Consider the following 17885-nt stretch of genomic DNA (forward strand, 5'->3'; position numbering starts at 1 on the left):
TAATGTTAAAATTTAATAAAATTTGATTAGCTTTTTTTAGGAGAAGAGGAATGAATAAAATTATTATAGCAATATTAGTTCTTACAATATCCGGTATCGCAGGAGCAACGATAAATTTCCCGATGAACGGGCTCACCGGTCTGTGGCGTTTCCAGGACAGCGCCAATAAATTTGCACCTACATTTGGCACGGCCCCCATTACATCCAGCAACGCCGGTAACAGCGCATGGTTCTCAGGTCCATGGACAATGGTAGGAACCCCGGTAAATAATGGATTGTATGCTGACGGGGGATGCATTCAGGAACGCATCTGGGATTACATTACGGTTCAGCACGGTATCAGCGGCGCTAATGGCGGTGGCAGCTACATCAATGAGTACACAGTTGCCATAGATTATTGCCAGACAAGCGGCCTGACCGCATGGAACAGTCTGTTCCAGACTGCATGGGGCGGCAATTCAAATGACGGCGATCTGTGGACTGATGGCGCCGGCCATATCGGCGTTGGTGCTACTGGTTATTCAACTCTGACCTATGACGCATCTAAATGGCACAGAATCATATTGTCAGTTGACAATGGCAGCTTCTACAGAGTTTATGTTGACGGTGTTCTGTTCCTTGATGGCGCAGGCCAGGCCATTGACGGCAGGTTCTCTCTCGAACTTGACCAATTCAATCTTTTCGCAGATGACAGCTGGGAAGACCAGTGGGGTCTCGTCGGCACAGTAGCCGTATGGGGTCGCGCTTTGTCAACTGCTGAAGTCGCTGGAATGGGCGGCTGGATTAATGGCTCAGCTACGCCAACAATTTGGGTGGCCCCCGAACCTGCAACAATAGCAATTATAGCTTTCGGCGGTTTGCTGATTAGACGCAAGAAATAAGTTTGGGCGTCTGAGAATTTTTTGATTAGAAATTATCAAACTACGGATTGCGACGGCAAAACGCCGCAGCCATGGTTTGCTTGTGTAAATAGAACCTGCCCCCTTCTCTCAGCATTAATCTATTCACACCCAAAACATTTAAAGCAAGTCTTGAGGTTTATATGCGGACAATATATAATATGTCTCCGTTGCCCGAAAATTTAAAAAAATTGGGATTGACGGTATTGTTTCAACTAAACCTGATTTTATAATGGAAAATATCTATTTGTCTTTGTGAGGTTTTATTATGAGAAAAATATCAATCTCCGGAAGTTGTTTTTTTATCATAACCATACTTATTTCCTCTGCTTATTCTAATATTGAACCTGCGGCTATTTTTTGCGACCACATGGTGCTTCAGCAAAAAGCTGATGTGCCTATATGGGGATGGGCTCAGCCGGATGAAAAAATAACGGTTCAGCCCGGCTGGCTGCAGGAAAGCGTATCCGTTACGGCTGATAAACAGGGCAACTGGAAAACTCAAATCAAAACACCCGAGGCAGGCGGACCATATACCATTAAAATCAGCGGGCAAAACGAGATTATTCTTTCGGATGTTTTAATCGGCGAAGTTTGGGTCTGTTCCGGGCAGTCAAATATGGAGGTTTGTTTGGAGTGGCTTGGTACGGAAAGAAGCAAAAAAGATATCAAAGAGGCGAATAATCAGCAAATAAGAATATTCGATATAAAGGACAGGTTTTCATTTTACGAAGAAAAGGATTGTACAGGCTCGTGGAACACCTGGCTGCCTGCGACAAGTGACCATATAAGATGGTTCTCGGCTGTTGGTTATTATTTCGGGAAAACTCTTCAAGAAAAACTGAATGTTCCAATCGGGCTCATCTCTTCGCACTGGGGCGGAACTGCTGCCGAGTCATGGATGGACCTTGATACAATCAAAAAGTTTCAGAGGCTGGAAACGCCGGCTGAAATTATTTCCGGCGTTAGAGACAACAATAAAAACCCCGATGATGCCTTTAGGCAATTGTTAGATGAATGGCTTAAAAAAGTTGCCGATGAGGATGATGGAATAAAAAACAAATGGTTCGAAAAAGATATGAATGATACCGACTGGCAGCAAATGAGTCAGCCTGTCTGGTGGAGCGGCAGTTCTCTCAAAGGCGTACATGGAATTGTCTGGTTTAGAAAAGAATTTATCCTGCCGACAGATAACGAGCCGCAGGATATGGAACTTAATCTTGGCACAATCGACGACATTGATAGTGTCTGGATTAACAATAATTATATCGGGACCATCATCGGTTGGGATATAAAAAGAATATATAAAATACCGGCGGCATTTCTGCATAAAGGCCCGAACCTGATTGCTGTTCGTGTGATTGATACCGGCGGTGACGGCGGATTTGGCGGAAAGAAAGAAGACCTGAAAATCAGTTCCGCCGGAAAAGACCCGCAAAGTCTGGCCGGACAGTGGAGATATAAAACTGGTAACCCGAAAACAGACTGGCAGGTGCCGCAGTTTACAGCTATTAATCAATATTCCCCTACCGCGCTGTTTAATGCGATGATTGCGCCTCTTATGCCTTATAGAATAGCAGGAGCAATATGGTACCAGGGTGAAGGTAACGTCGGATTCCCAATTGAATATAGAAAACTGTTCCCTGCGATGATTGAAAACTGGCGAAGCAGATGGGGACAGGGCAATTTCCCATTTTATTATGTTCAGATTGCACCGTGGGACTATGGCGATGCCTCTTGCAGTCAGGCCTTACGTGAGGCGCAAATGATGACTCTTTCGGAGCCGAATACAGGTATGGCTGTTGTGATGGATATAGGGGAAGAAAAAGATATTCATCCGAAGAACAAACATGACGTCGGTGACAGGCTTGCCCGATGGGCACTGAATAAAATCTACGGTAAATCGGATGTGGTTTTCTCCGGACCATTGTACAAAGAAATGAAAATCGACGGTAATTCAATTCGGTTATTTTTTGATTATGCACAGGGCGGACTGGTTGCTAAAGGCGGCGAGTTGACATATTTTACAATCGCCGGCGAAGACAGAAAATTTGTTTCGGCCAAAGCGGTCATTGACGGAGAAACTATCGTTGTGTCAAACCCGCAGATTGAAAAACCTGTTGCGGTTCGGTTCGCCTGGAGCAATTGGGTACAGCCCAACCTGTTCAACACCGCAATTTTACCGGCATCGTCCTTCAGAACAGACTATTGGCCGCTGCAATAAATTTTCGAGATAACAAAAAAATGGCAAAAATTGTAACCATCGGTTCGGTTAATATGGATTTAGTGATGCATTCCGAACGTATGCCTTCGCCGGGCGAGACAATCAAAGCCGGAAATTTTTATACCAATCCCGGCGGCAAGGGAGCAAATCAGGCCGTCGCGGTTGCAAAACTTGGCGGAGAATCTATATTACTGGCAAGAACGGGGGACGACGGTTATGGAAAAGAATTAACTGCCGCTCTTGAAAAATACGGCGTTAATACAAGCTGTGTGAAAACAACAAAATCCTGCTGCAGCGGTATGGCTATTATTTCAATTATGACCGGCGGTGAAAATTCAATCACTATAATCGGAGGCGCCAATGACAGGCTCCTGCCGCAGGATGTTGACGACATTGAAAATCAAATCGCATCTGCAGATGCAGTCATGGTGCAATTAGAGGTCTCGACCGATACAGTAAAAAGAGCTATTCAGATTGCAAAAAAACATAATAAATTAACCGTTATAGACCCAACTCCGGTACCTCCCGGCGGAATACCCGATGAGCTTTTCGAAGTTGATATCTTCAGCCCAAACAAAAGCGAAACTGAACTGCTTACCGGACTGGTAATAAAAACGGATAACGACATTAAAAAAGCGTGTAATTTATTTTTATCCAAAGGCGCAAAACAGATAGTCATGAAACTTGGCAGTGAAGGCGTTTTTATAATGGATAAAAACGGTAACGCCAAACACATTCCTGCCTTTAAAGTCAAGCCGGTCGATACTACCGCAGCCGGCGATTCTTTCACGGCCGGTACGGCTTTAAGATTCATTGAAACAGGGTCTATTGAACAGGCTGTTCGTTTTGGCTGTGCCGCAGGTGCATTAACTGTAATGTCAAATGGCGCTCAACAGGCGATTCCCTGTCGAAGGGATGTGGAAGCATTTCTGAAAGGTGATGCCTCTTTCCAAAATTAATCAGGTTTAACTTTAATGTAATCTATACCAACCATATACCTTTTAATTGCGGCAGGGTTAGAGCCGACAATTTCTACATCAAGTTCGTGCTGACCGGCACTAAGCTGATATTTGCCGAGATTAATTTCTTTTGTGGCGATTACACCGTCCGCATAATACATATCCATTGGCTCGGATATTTTTTTGCCGTCCAGATACCATTGGATAATGCCGTAATCGGCGGCTTTGGTAAGCCGTGTCAGGATTTCATAGCTGCCTTCTTTTTTAACATTGATTCCGATACGCAGCTTGCCGCCGGGCTGACCTACCCACCAAAGCTGCTGGGCATCGGTCCATTTGCTGGATTTAAAACTATTCATCCATTGTGCTTCAATTTCTCCGACCGGTTTTTCAAGCACATAAATTCCTGCAATATCAAGCGGATAATTCAAACCCGGATACCAGCCTATGCGATTTTCCAAAGCAACCGGCTTATATGGGTCTTGTCCATTTGCCGAAAGATACCAGTACGCAACACAGTTATACAGTGTCGGGCGGCTATTAAGATAATACTTTTCGATGCTGCCTTCGAATGATTTCTGAAAAGGTATGTTGTCGGCGATTTGCCAGCGGTTGTCCGATATATGCCCTTTGTTGCCTTCTGTGATTGTCTGATTATGCAGAGGGTGATTGAATACCTGGTCGCTGCTCCATGCGTATCCGAAATAATCTTCCGAGCCGGTGCCGAATGTCGAAGGGAATTTTTCGCCATCGACAAAAAACTTTTCATCGCCTTCGCCCCACCAGCCGCCTCGCGGATTCCATATTTCCAGTTCGACGCCGCAGAATCTGCCCTGTCCCTGAGTTTTAAGAATTGTCCAATCTATCTGTCTTCCAGGTTCCGTGGGCAGAAATGCGTCTCTGTGCCATTTTGCGTGAAATCTGCCGTATTTTTTAATCGAATTTACCGGAATATGTTTTATTTGGACAGGAATTGTAATTTCAGTTTTACCGTCATTGATTAATTCCAGTTTAGCTCCTTTTTCAAAAGGCATAAACCAGTTTGAGTAAAGAACTTCGTCTGTAACGCCGACAGTAATTGATTTATGTTTATTCAAACCTGCCGCTGTGCCGAAGAAATCGCCAAAAGGAGCCCATACAGCCGGTTCTTTCTGCCCATCCCATGTTATTTGCAATACAAGTTCCCTGATAAGCTGACGCTGCTGCTGCATATCTTTAGGAAAAACATTTTTAACTTTTATGGAAGTAATCGCTCTTGTACCTGCGATTTCAATAATGGTCTTTTTCTGCCCCGGCCCGATTGCGATATCCACTTCTTCAGTTTTTTCTCCTTTTACATCAGGATTAAAATCCGGTCCGCTTTCGGCAAGTTTTTTATTAACTTTATCAAGGGCATCCGATTCTTCATTGCTCAATTGCCGTTTAAACGTCGGAACTTTTGTATCTTCACTGAATAGCGTATAAGTAAATTGATAATACTGACCGTAATCCTTGTCGGCGACTATCTTGCAGGATTTCTGAAATGAAATTGGAATATAGTTATTCTTTCCGTTGGCTACAACATGTACCAAAGCAGGTCTATTGAACGGTTCCTGTGTGCAGTTGAAATAATCCTTGAATGGCAAATCCACTGCCGGCTCTTTGGCGCCATCCAGATAAATTCTCACATGACCTTTATCTGCGGTAGCGGACCAGATTCGCCAGATGCACCCCGGACCTTTCATTTCGCCAAATACTAACTTGCCGTTTTCTTTGCGAATCCAGTTTACGGCTCCGTAGCCGTCGCCGTTGGCTTCCCAATCAATATATTTTCCGGTCTTCGCATCGTATTTGCTTCTTCTGTCGTAACTCGACCATTGTTTGCATTCCTCGCCGGAGGCAGGTATGGTCGCAACTCTTTGCATGTCGACAAGCATATTTAATAAATCAATATAGCTGTACTCATCGGCAGCAGAGCAAAAATTGCAAAAACCGGCCGAAATACTAAAAACCAATATAAGCAAAAAACTGCTCTTCATTTTGAACGCCTTTCCAGTAAAGTCTTTATGAGTAATTTACTCTGAAGAAAACTTTTTTAAGAGTTTTTTATTGTATATTTTGCTGTTTTTGTCAATACCGCCAAAGCAGGAATCTTATATCTTTCTTCTGTATAATTCAGAATAATAGATATTACGTAAAAATCAAGCACAAATGTTTTCGCAACTGTTTTTTTTGACTTTAAGGCTATTTTGAACTGACATTTTTCTGGACTAATTTTCGATTGCAACGTAGAATTCCCATTGATTTTTAGGAAATAAAAATGACATCTTTTATCATTAAAGTTCGGTATCTTGTCGTAATAATTTTTATTTCGCAGCTTCTGAATGCCGCAGTAACCCTCGACAATTATTATGCCCACAAAACTGTTCAGGATGAATACGGCGTAATAGCACCGTGGAACTCCGGACAGAATGGTCCTCTCGATGAGCGGCTGAGAATCGCTGTTGAAGTTCTTAAACGATACCCCTGGGTCAATAAAAACAAAGCTGTTATGGCGGCTCCTGATTTTGTTTATAATTCACACTGGAGTATCAAAGACGACGGCACAATACTTATTCCGCCCACAAATGACTGGATGTGCGGCGACCTTTCGCAAAGAGCCTGGAGCATTATCAAAGGTTTGACAGCATATTATGCTTATAGTTCAGACCCTATAGCATATATTTATATTCCTCTTACTGCTGATTATATTCTGGATTACGCACAGACCGACGAAAATAATGATTGGCCCAAATTTCCAATCGCTACACCAACCAACGGCAAAGCTTACGGCAAATGCGACCAGAATTCCAGAAATCAGCTCGACCTTTGTGCTGTCGTCGGAACTGAAATGATAAGGGCTTATAAACTCACAGGCAATAAGCGATATTTCGAAGCAGCCAAACACTGGGGAGATGTTTTCGCTCAAAAGTGCAACCTTGACCCGACAATGCCGCCGTGGAATCGTTATAGCGACCCATCGGTTGTCGGCTGGTCCGATGAACTTACCGGCAGCGTTACGCAGATTCTCTTTTTTCTCGACGATTTAATTCACCTCGGATACACCGGCAAAGACCACGCAATAGTAAATGCCAGACAGGCCGGCACACGTTATTTGAATAATGCTATGTTGCCAGAATGGCTCGAAAACGACCACTGGGGCAGAAGCTACTGGGACTGGGATAATCCGATTATTTGCGGAACCGTTTCGATGATTGGCGATTATATAATGAAAAATCCCGCCGATTTTCCAAACTGGAAAACCGACCTGAGGAATATGCTTACATTGATTTTTAATCGTAACGGCGCCGACCCCGGCTCTCACGGAAATACCTTTAGCGGTGCCTGGGCTTTCCCGGAATCGGCAACCTGCTGCGGAACATCGCTTTCATATAATCAATATACTGCTGCTCCGACCCTGATTCGATTAGGCGCGCTGGCCGATGACGACCGCATTTCCGAAATTGGCAGGCGAATGATGATTATGGCGACTTACGACAGCGATGTTAACGGCGTTGTAAAAGACGGCATATTCGGCCAGGCTGTAGCAACCGGCGAATGGTCAAATCTCGCGCATCCATGGCCGCTCTGTCAGGTTATGGAGGCTTTGGTCTGGGCTCCGGAAACCTTTGGACCAAAACGCGAAAACCATATTATGCGAAGCACTTCAGTGGTAAATTCCGTTGTCTATGAAAAGAACAAGATTACTTATTCGACATTTGATGCACCGAGTGAAACCATAGATTTGCTAAGATTGTCTTTTGAACCGACGATTGTTACCGCGGATAATAAAAAAATTCCTAAACTTTCAAAGCCGAGACGAAATGGCTGGCAAATAAAACCTTTGCCGGACGGTGATTTTATCGTGAGCATTCGACACGATGGCAGGAAAAATATAGTAGTAACCGGCGAAACAGACAGGCAAAACGAAATCGATAATGCGCAATTGCAGTATGAAGGTAAATGGCACAGCAATGATAAAATTTATATTTCCTCTGATAAAAACTCAGCTATGACTTATTCATTTACAGGTAATCAGGTCAGGTTATTAGGTGTCGTTGCACCGGATGGCGGATTTGCAGATGTTTGGCTTGATGGACAAAAACAATTAACGCTGGTCGATTGCTGGAATCCCGCTGTGCGTCATAAACAGCTTCTTTATTACAAAAGCGGGCTATCGAACGATAATCACCAGTTAAAATTAGTTGTCCGCGGAAAAGGAAATCTCCTTTCCAAAGGCAGTAAAATATATATTGATGCAGTTCAGTACAGTGACTCTCAGGCCGACAGAGACTTCGGCCAGGATTCAGGTCCGACTGCAACTCAGCGAATGATATTCGGTTATCCGCTGCGGCAGGATTATATCGATTCCAAAGGCAACGCATGGCGGCCCGCTACAGAATGGGTGATAAGGTCGGGCTACGGCACAGACACCGTCCAGCAGGCATGGTGGACAAAACGGCGAAGTATGTATATCGGAAATACAGAAGATCAGGAATTGTATCGTTATGGTGCGCACGGCAAAGAGTTCTGGGCAAATCTGACAGTTGGCCCGGGCTTGTATTATGTGAAATTAAAATTTGCCGATACGCCGCTGCATCCTTTCCTTGAACGCAACAAAGATGGCGGGAAAATCTCTCATACGGTTACTGTAAAGATAAATGGAAAAGAAGTAGTTTCCAAAATGAACATTACTAAAGAAGCAGGCGGTGATTTTCGTGCTGTTGACCGCCTGATAAAGGATGTTAATCCTGTAAACGGCACTATCGAAGTCTGGTTCATCGGCGAAGACGAATATGGTGCCGCTGTTCAGGCATTGGAAGTCGGTTTAATGGGTGAATTAAAATGATTCGTAATTTATTAATGGTTATTTTACTGGCTGATTTTTGTTTCGGTGCAGATAGTAATATTTTAAAGCCTGTGATAGACGGCCAATGGCGGCAGATTGCCGGAAATCCCGATTTGGGAATATATACCGGCGAAAAACAGGAGCCGGTTGATTTTGCTGTTTGGCAGGCTGCCGACGGCACCTGGCAGCTTTGGTCCTGTATCAGGGGTGCAAAACTCGATGGTCACAACAGACTATTTTATCGCTGGGAAGGAAAGCATATCACAGATGCCAATTGGACACCTGTCGGCATAGCGATGATGTCAAACGCCGAATTCGGCGAACCTCTTAATGGATTGCAGGCTCCTTATGTTGTGCGATACAAAAACAGATATTGGATGTTCTATGGCGACTGGAATAATATATGCCTTGCAACCAGCAAAGACGGCAAAACTTTTGAACGTGTACTTGATAAAAATAAAACTGCAGCCGTTTTCAGCGAAGGCGGCGAGGAAGTAAACACAAGAGATCCGATGCTGCTGTGGACGAAAGATAAATGGTACTGCTATTATACCGCTTGTCCCGGCAAAAAAGGTTATATGTTTTGCCGAACGAGCCGCGATTTACTGAACTGGTCTGATTCGATGATAGTCGCTTATGGCGGAAGCAGCGGCAATGGCTGGGCTTCCTCGGAATGTCCGCAGGTTATTGAGCCAAAGCCCGGCTGTTATTATCTTTTCAGAAACCAGTATTATGGTCCCGGCGCTCAGGTTAGTGTCTATTTTTCGAATAATCCTTTAAATTTCGGAATTGATGATGATTCATACTTCGTCTGCAAATTCAATTTAGCAGCGCCGGAAATTGTAAAAGACGACGACCAATATTATATTGTCGCTCTCAATTTGAATCTGGATGGAATTCGTATCGCTCGGCTCAAATGGGAGTAGTGTCTTAAAAATTTATTCAGTGTTGACAACGCATCTAAAACCGACAGTGCTGCATCTATCGAGTCCCGGCCAGATATGTATGAACTTCGTATGATGGCCGCAAGGCTGCGGGCCGCCTTTGACATACCAGATACTACCCTGTGCATCAAAGTAGCTTCCGCCGCGAATCATAACAAATCTTGTATGCCCGTCATCTCGGCAGCTTTCGGTACATTCCCACACATTGCCGGACATATTATAGCAGCCGAAAGCGCTTCTGCCCTGCGGATATGATTTTGCCGGCATAATCTGTCCGGTAGTATTGCATTTGTTCGGGTCGAATTCATTTCCCCAAGGCCATTTTCGATTGTCTGTGCCCTGAGCGGCTAATTGCCATTCTTCTTCTGTCGGCAGCCGTTTGCCTGCCCAATTCGCGTAAGCCCTTGCATCATCTATATTGACATTTACAACAGGATAGTCAGCCATGTTTTCCGGCATTTGGCCACTTGGCCACTGATTGAGAAAATTTTCTGTGTATTTCGGCTTGTAGCCTGTACTGTCGAGAAATTTTTTGTACTGGGCGTTGGTAACTTCTGTTTCATCGATGAAAAATGATTTTACTTTCAACGGCCCGATTTTATGTTTGATTGGCTGATGTATAACATAAGGATAAACCGCACCGTATTGCAAACCATAGCCGAAACCTTCAACGATTTTTTCGCCGGGGTCGGGATAGCAGCCGCATTCTCTTCGGATATGTTCTATTTCCATTGTAAACTCTGTTGCCGGAACAAAAACCATTCCCTCCGGCTTTGCATTTTTGCTTACAGCTTTTGTGCGATTGATTTTGTCAGCATATGTTATATCTTTACTGAAGTTTCTCGAATCGATTTTAGTTTCACCGGTTTTCATTTCTTTTAAAAGTTTTTGCAGTTTGCCATCAGCCGATGATTTATTAATAACCGCGATGCACCCGATTTTATCTATGGAAGAAAAAATCTGGGCGATGTTTCCTCTGATTTGCGGCTCTATTTTTTTGCCGTTCCAAATATCATAATAAAGCATGTTCGGCTGATAAGCAATTTCCAGCAAAGGCTTATCTTTGACGGCATCGCCCTTGTTAACCAGAACAAAAACATCCTTGCCTTTACCTGACCAGTGTGTAACAAATAAATTATTCTGCATCGCTGGATAATAAGGTTCGAATATCTGCGTAAATTTATCTTTGAAATAATGCAGAATAAGGTTCGCTTTTTTCCAATTTTGCCTGTCAGTTATATTCCACGGATTGTAAGTGCCAAATATATTCTCCCAGATGAGCATTCCGCTGCCATTGAACAAGGCTGTCCGGATTTCATCGCTCCTGTCGATATCCCATCGGCGAATCTGGTATTGTATATGGGAAGGTTCTACCCATTTTAATTTCAATATTCCCGGCTCATTCGGCTCGTCAAGCCATTGTACCCATGAACCGCTGCATAACGCAAGTTGTGCGAATTCGGGACATCCTTCCGGGACAAGTGCCAATCCCTGCCGAACATTATCAAGTTCTTTTCTCAAATTTTTGTCAGTTGCTGAAAGAGTATCAAGAAAAACTCCATCGGCATTTATAGCAGCGGCAATTTCCGCAAGGCATTTGTAATCGTCTTTGTCTTCTCGGTGTGTGCCTGTGTCCCATGGGTTATAGTCTATGAATACCTTAACATTTTTTGCGTGGCATTTTTCAACAATCCGGCGAAGTCCTTTTAATCCGCCCGGCATCTGACGATACATATCGAACTGGTTTCTCTCGTCAATGCCCAGTCTCGGATACGCCTGCCATAATACAATGCTGTCATAACCGCCGAATTCTTTTTGACCTTCAGCAAGCAGCGAATCAATTAAATATTCATTTGTTCCGGGCTTTATGAATTCACTGTCGAACATCATACACATTCGGCAGGTAAAATTATTGCTCATCCATATCAAGTCTTTATTAGAGGGTATTTCGCCTGTATCGATAAGAACTTTTTGCCTAAATTCGTTTGCCTGCTGCAGCCATATTTCCCGGCTCACACCGTCAGACGCCAAAAGATAATGAGGGTTGCTGTTGAATAAATCAGAACATAATGCTGTTTCGGTCATAGAAGCCAGCAATAACAGGATTTTCAGATATCGGCTGTTAAAAAACATAACAAAAGACCTCATTATTAAGGCTTCGCTGTATAGCCCGGCGCAATGCGGGTGGCATAGCCGGGCATTTTCGGCAACGACCCGCTCGGCACAGGCTCATACCAAAACGCAGATACGCTCACATCTTCCTGCTTATTGTAATAACCGCCGCCTTCGACGTCGCCTGCTCCAATTTGCTGAAGCGTAACCCTGATATCTTTCTTCCAGTATATGGGGTCGGGCAAATGCCAGCGGTACAGGGTATACAGTTTGTCGTTTCGGTAAGCCATTCCGCCATACAAAAACGCGTTGTCGTGAAATCCCCACGCATGGCCGATATAGTCCTCTGTGCCTGTTCCACATATTGTCGGAAACTTATCGTCGCCGTCGAGATACATCTTAACTTCGCCCTCGCCCCACCACTTGCCGTCAGCATTATCGATGCCGAGTACGCAGCCGAGAAAACGCCCCATTCCCGTGCGCTTTGGCAATATGGTAAAATCTTCGCCGAGCGTTGTGGGATTTTCGCGATGATATAACACGTGCAGTCTGCCGACATCATCAGAAAGTTTTTCATTTATAGTAAAATCTATCTGGTAATAAAACGGCACATCTTTTTCAGTACCTTCGTTGGTTATCGTAAACTTTGCGCTTTTGACAAAAGGCATCTGCAAAAAAATTGACATACCGGCTGTGTCCGTCATCGAATGCACCGCAGACTGATATGCCTTTGCAACACCGTGCGCCGAACCGAAAAAACAACCTATCGGAACTTCAATCGACGGAGTTTTCTGACCGTCCCAGTAGCCCCTGATTACAAAGCCGAGCAGATTTTCCTTTTTGGAAGGCAGCGTAGCCCACATTCTGCGAATAATGCCGGGGCCTTTTATATCGCACAGCGTAATCGTCTGGCCGGGGTCGATGTTTAAGAGAGCTTTGCCTTTTCTGCCAACGCCGATTTTGCTGGCAGCCATACCGCCCCTGCCCTTTTCGCCGGTCGGATTCTCTGCTGTAATCGAACGCGACTCTATCGGAACATTCACTAAATAAGGCTGCTCTGCAACATCCAGCCCTTGGCAGATTGAACATTGCCAGGCAGAAACTACAATACACAACAACGCTGATTTTACCGATTTTTTCGACATTTTTTTCTCCGGTTATTATTATTATTGACTACTTTAATATTCCTGCTAATCTCTACAGCCCATACTTAAATTTAACTCATATTAGACGCTTTAAACAAGGATTTCAATAATGAAATTAAAACTGCTGGTTTTAAATATACTGCTTTCCGCAAACCTTTGTGCAGCCATGGCTGTAAACCACATACAGGACACAAATAATAAACAATTCCCTCAATCGCCCATCGGTTTCGTAAAGGGGTTTTCATGGGGCACCTTCGGCCAACTCGGAGATTACACAGGCCCCGGCCCCGAAGAATCCATGAAACTCATGGCACAGACAAATGCCAACAGCGCGAGTATTGTTTTCGCGATTATGATGAAGACCAAAAGCGATGCCGAAATTCTTTTCGACAAGACCAATCCATATATGGCATCCGACGACGATGTGCGAAACGCGATAAGACTTTCCCACGCAAATAATATGAAAGTAATTCTCAAGCCCACCGTTAATTGTCACGACGGCACCTGGCGGGCGAACATCGAGCCGAACGACTGGAACGCATGGTGGAAAAATTATACTGACGTGATGGTTCATTACGCCAAACTGGCACAGGATACGAACTGTCAGGCATATTGCATCGGCTGCGAAATGGTTTCAGCCGAAGATGCCGAGCCGCAATGGCGCGCGATGATTGCCGAAATACGAAAACATTATAAAGGCGCCTTGGTTTATAATACCAATCACGGACACGAAGGAAAAATAAATTGGTGGGACGCCGTTGACATAATAGGCATCAGTGCTTATTACCCCGTCGGCACAACAAACATCGCCGCCGCACTTGCCGAGGATATTAATCACATCGACAACAAATCGAGCATTGCGCAAATGAAGAAAAACTGGGAACCAATTCGCCAAAACCTGCAGAAATTGGCCGTCAAATGGAACAGACCGGTTTTATTCGCGGAGATTGGCGTAATTAGCACAAAAGGTGCATCTGCGATGCCGTGGGAATATCGAACTCATCATCAGCCTTACGATGCCGACGAGCAGGCAAGATACTATCAGGCCGCTTTGGAAACGTTCTGGGACCAGCCCTGGTTCGCAGGCTTTGCATGGTGGGCCTGGCATTCAACCCTTTATTCTCCGGAACATGCCACCCGCGACAAAGGCTATTGCCCTTACGGCAAACCAGCCGAGAAAATCGTTAAAAGCTGGTACGGCAAAAAACGGTGATAGAAAACTTTCAAAAAACCCCATTGTTTTGTAACTATCTTAGATTACATCAGTTAGCACATGGTAAATATTGCATCTTTTAGTAGATATCGCATCCTGTGGTTGTAGTAATTAAAGGAAAGAAAAAATCACTATACTGACCTAAACTGTTTCCTCTTAAAATAATATTTCTAATTCAACAAATCTTTAATCGCCTGGCGAATTACGCCGCAGCCTTCCACAAGAGCATCTTCAGTTATGCATAAAGGAGGAGCTATCTTCACACAGCCGCCGCCAAGGCCGACCGGAGCAAATAATAATAACCCGTTCTCAAAACATAAATGAATAATATTCCAGGCTAAATCGTAATTCGGCTCTTTTGTGCCGGGCTTTATCATTAATAAACCGCCGACCAGACCTTCGGCAGGAGCGAAACCAATAATATCAGGAAACTCATTCTTCATCGATTCAAGTTCTCTTTTCAATACCTTGCCGAGTAAAGAAGCGTTTTGAACGAGCTTTTCTTTTTCTATAACATTTATATTCGCCAAAGCTGCGGCACAGCATATAGGATTGGCTGAATGCGTGCTTGTCATTTCGTTCGGGCCGTAAATGTCCATAATATCCTCCCTGCCTATTACGCCGCTCATCGGCAGAGAACTGCTGAACCCTTTGCCCATACAGAATAAATCCGGCGTAACGCCGTAATGCTCGAAGCCCCACCATGTGCCGCATCTGCCGAACCCTGCCTGAACCTCATCGAAACAAAGCAAAGCGTTATTCTTGTCGCACCATTGGCGAAGCTTCTGTGCGTATTCTGTCGGCATAAAATTAGGGCCGATGCCCTGATATGTTTCGCTTATAACGCCGGCAACATTTTTCGGCTCAATATTTAATTTAGCCAGAGTTTTCTCGAACAATTCAAAACTTATATCCTCATTCCTAAAACCGTCCGGGAATGGAACATGAACTATCTCCGGGTCGTAATTTTTCATCCAGTTTCTTCCGGTGCCCAGAGGCCCCATCTGCTGCGAACCCATAGTTCTGCCATGGAATGAATTTTCAAAGCCGATTATAACACTTTTTGCATCCCCGCCGACTTTTCGGCCGTAAGTCCGCATCAGCTTCAACGCGCATTCAGTGCCTTCGGCGCCTGTACTTAATAAAAATACTTTATTCAAACCCTTCGGAGCCAGCGAAACAAGTTTCTGCACAAGCTCAATTCTCATCTGATTTGGAAAACAGTATGTCGTAAGCAGAGGTTTATTAGCCTGCTCCGTAATGGCTTTAACGATTTCAGGATGGCCGTGACCTGCGTTTGTAATCAGAACACCCGACGAAAAATCCAGCCATTTGTTGCCGTAAGCATCGTAAACATTAACGCCCCGGGCCTTGTTCCAAACCACCGGCAACTGGCCTCGCATACTGCGAGCCTCGAACTGCCGCAGCGTTTTTATCTGCTCTATTGTTTTTTCATTGGGGATTTTGCCCGATATTTTTCTGTATTTTGTCTCAACAGGTTTAACTTCAACCGATACGAGTGGAAATTCCTTGGCCATCTGTAAAAACACCTTTCTTTTGCTAACTTTTAAGTTTTACACCGGCGTTGTCGCCGTAAACAATTTCAACTTCCTTACCGCCGTTTAATATCGAAAGCCGTCCAGCTTCCATTACAAGCTCGTTATAGCTGCTGTTGGCAGGTGTTGCCATAACGCCCTGCTTATCGAATTCCTTCAGCAATTTCTGCCTCTGCTTCAAATCCTGACCGAGACATTTAGTTATGTTCTTTATAATAAACTCAATCGAACGATAACCATAACCGACAGGGGTCTGGCCGCCATCGCCGAGGTCAATATATTTGAAATAATCCGGACTCGGCTCGGAATAATATTTATTCGATGTACGTTCATCCTTAACCGCGTAACAATATTCAATACCTCTGTACTGGTCGTTGTGGACAAGCATTCCGCTTTTATCTTTGCCTGCGCAATACATTCTCAACCCCTGAAAATTTCCGCCGGGCCCGTCATCAGGATAACCCATAATATTGGTAACATGCAGACATGCCCCGTTTCCCCAGATTATTCTTCCATCAGTCCACAGGTAACCATCTTTGCCATTTGGATATTTATCCTTTATCCCATAGACGGAAACCGACTTCGGCAAAAGACCTGTTATGAAATGTACCTGGTCGATGTAATGACAGCCGACGTAAGTAAACATATCTGAATTTTCACAGGTGCACCAGTTCTGAAAATTGGAATTCCTGTAATAATAAGGTTCGTTCATTTCGGCATGACCTATTTTAAATTCGCCGAACAGTCCTTCCTTATACTGACCGCGGGCGATGAGCGCCCTGTCGTCCAGCCGTTTGTGATATTCAATACCTATCGCAAGGCCTTTCTCGTAGGCCTGTTTTTCAATCTCAATCGCCTGGTCGTATTTCAGCACAAGCGGCTTTACGCACATTATATGATGATTATTCGCTATCGCTCCCTTGATGACCATATAATGAAGCTGGTCGGGCATCGCCACTGCGACAATGCTGTTTTCCGGAAGTTGGGCAATTGCCTTTTCAAAAAGGTCAGGCTGATTTTGTTCAGGTTTGCTGTCAAGCGACGGTAACGCCTTGAAACTCTGGCCCGGAAAAGCTTTCTTCAGCGATTCATCTTCGGCAAGAACTTTCAGCGGTGCACTGTTCAAAGCACATATACTTATATTGCCGACGATTCCCTGTCTCTGGAGATGATAAATCGAAGGCAGAATCTGCACCTGTGTTATCATTCCCCCGCCGACTATTAAAACTTCAGGCCTGTTCATTTTATATCCTTTCCAGTTTCAGTATTCTCTAAAATTTCATCCAAATGCCGTTCGAGAACCCTGACGCCATATTTTTTTTGTCTGTTTTTTATCGCATTGAATATCTTTTTATGAAATTTCAAGGCTTTATCCTCTTCACCCTCGTGAACACTCGTATAAACCTGCGAATATTTGAGATATTCGGAAATCGACTCGAAAGCCGTTACCAGAACCAGGTTTTTGCTTGCCGCCACAACCGCCTGATGAAATTTAGTATCATTCCGCAGAAATTCAGGCAGGTCGTCGACCGCGCCTTCCATTTTGGAAATAAGACTCTTCAGAACTTTGATTTCGCTTTTTTTCGCATTTTCACAGGCAAGTTCGAGAGCCGGAATTTCAATTATTTTACGGGCATTAATAATATCTCTGAGGTTAACATCCCTGAAATTCGGAGGCAAAACTTTCTTCGGCAGTTTCTTGTCCGAATATTTTTTTATATAAATTCCGCTTCTCGGAACAATTTTAACTACGCCGAGACTGTCCAGGTCGGCAAGCCCCTGCCTGAGCGTCCCCCTGCTCACTCCAAGCTGCTGGCACAGGATTCTTTCCGCCGGCAGCTTTCTGCCCGGACGGTAAACGCCGGTCGATATCATCGATATAACCTTGCGGACAACTTTTATGACAAGTAACTCTTTATCCATTTTCAAAACCTGAATAGATATCTGGTACAATGAATATACCAGA

The 17885-nt window shown here is 44.3% G+C and carries 12 protein-coding genes; 6 read left to right on the top strand and 6 right to left on the bottom strand.

The window, feature by feature from the left end:
- Positions 1-50: 50 nt before the first annotated feature.
- The 3 genes from WC496_04695 (at position 51) to rbsK (ending at position 4082) form a co-directional block, all read left to right on the top strand.
- Complete coding sequence (locus tag WC496_04695) at positions 51-881, top strand: hypothetical protein (protein MFA5292317.1); 831 nt, start codon at positions 51-53, stop codon at positions 879-881.
- A 286-nt stretch (positions 882-1167) separates the two neighbouring features.
- On the top strand, positions 1168-3123 hold the full coding sequence (locus WC496_04700; protein ID MFA5292318.1) for a sialate O-acetylesterase: 1956 nt from the start codon (positions 1168-1170) through the stop codon (positions 3121-3123).
- A 20-nt stretch (positions 3124-3143) separates the two neighbouring features.
- Positions 3144-4082 (top strand): ribokinase, encoded by a 939-nt coding sequence (rbsK, locus tag WC496_04705; protein ID MFA5292319.1) that lies wholly within the window; start codon positions 3144-3146, stop codon positions 4080-4082.
- Here the strand turns inward: rbsK and WC496_04710 are convergent.
- Positions 4079-6100 (bottom strand): glycoside hydrolase family 172 protein, encoded by a 2022-nt coding sequence (locus WC496_04710; protein ID MFA5292320.1) that lies wholly within the window; start codon positions 6098-6100, stop codon positions 4079-4081. The two genes, rbsK and WC496_04710, sit on opposite strands and share 4 nt — an antisense overlap.
- Positions 6101-6381: 281 nt before the next feature.
- Between WC496_04710 and WC496_04715 the strand changes: the two genes are divergently transcribed.
- The gene (locus tag WC496_04715) at positions 6382-8949 is read left to right on the top strand and encodes a malectin domain-containing carbohydrate-binding protein (protein MFA5292321.1); all 2568 of its coding nucleotides are present in this window, start codon (positions 6382-6384) and stop codon (positions 8947-8949) included.
- On the top strand, positions 8946-9875 hold the full coding sequence (locus tag WC496_04720; protein ID MFA5292322.1) for a hypothetical protein: 930 nt from the start codon (positions 8946-8948) through the stop codon (positions 9873-9875). Before WC496_04715 ends, WC496_04720 begins: the two co-directional genes overlap by 4 nt.
- 12 nt (positions 9876-9887) lie before the next feature.
- Here the strand turns inward: WC496_04720 and WC496_04725 are convergent, their stop codons facing one another.
- Positions 9888-12026, bottom strand: a complete 2139-nt coding sequence (locus WC496_04725) for an SUMF1/EgtB/PvdO family nonheme iron enzyme (protein ID MFA5292323.1) — start codon at positions 12024-12026, stop codon at positions 9888-9890.
- A gap of 17 nt (positions 12027-12043) precedes the next feature.
- Entirely contained in the window at positions 12044-13150 is a 1107-nt protein-coding gene (locus tag WC496_04730; GenBank protein ID MFA5292324.1) for a glycoside hydrolase family 172 protein, read from the bottom strand.
- A 109-nt stretch (positions 13151-13259) separates the two neighbouring features.
- Between WC496_04730 and WC496_04735 the strand changes: the two genes are divergently transcribed.
- Positions 13260-14363 (top strand): glycosyl hydrolase family 53, encoded by a 1104-nt coding sequence (locus WC496_04735; GenBank protein ID MFA5292325.1) that lies wholly within the window; start codon positions 13260-13262, stop codon positions 14361-14363.
- A gap of 170 nt (positions 14364-14533) precedes the next feature.
- On the opposite strand, the gene WC496_04740 is transcribed toward WC496_04735, so the two are convergent.
- Genes WC496_04740 through WC496_04750 form a run of 3 tightly spaced genes read right to left on the bottom strand, consistent with a single transcriptional unit; the run spans position 14534 to position 17842 of the window.
- Positions 14534-15901: an aspartate aminotransferase family protein gene (locus tag WC496_04740; protein MFA5292326.1), complete on the bottom strand. Its 1368-nt coding sequence runs from the start codon at positions 15899-15901 to the stop codon at positions 14534-14536.
- Positions 15902-15923: 22 nt separating this feature from the next.
- Positions 15924-17162, bottom strand: a complete 1239-nt coding sequence (locus WC496_04745; GenBank protein ID MFA5292327.1) for a Gfo/Idh/MocA family oxidoreductase — start codon at positions 17160-17162, stop codon at positions 15924-15926.
- A complete protein-coding gene (locus WC496_04750) occupies positions 17159-17842 on the bottom strand; it encodes a FadR/GntR family transcriptional regulator (GenBank protein MFA5292328.1) in 684 nt (227 codons plus the stop codon). The genes WC496_04745 and WC496_04750 overlap by 4 nt, the downstream gene beginning before the upstream one ends.
- Positions 17843-17885: the final 43 nt, after the last annotated feature.

This window comes from Phycisphaerae bacterium (assembly GCA_041652575.1).
In the GTDB taxonomy this organism is placed as follows: Bacteria; Planctomycetota; Phycisphaerae; order Sedimentisphaerales; family UBA12454; genus UBA12454.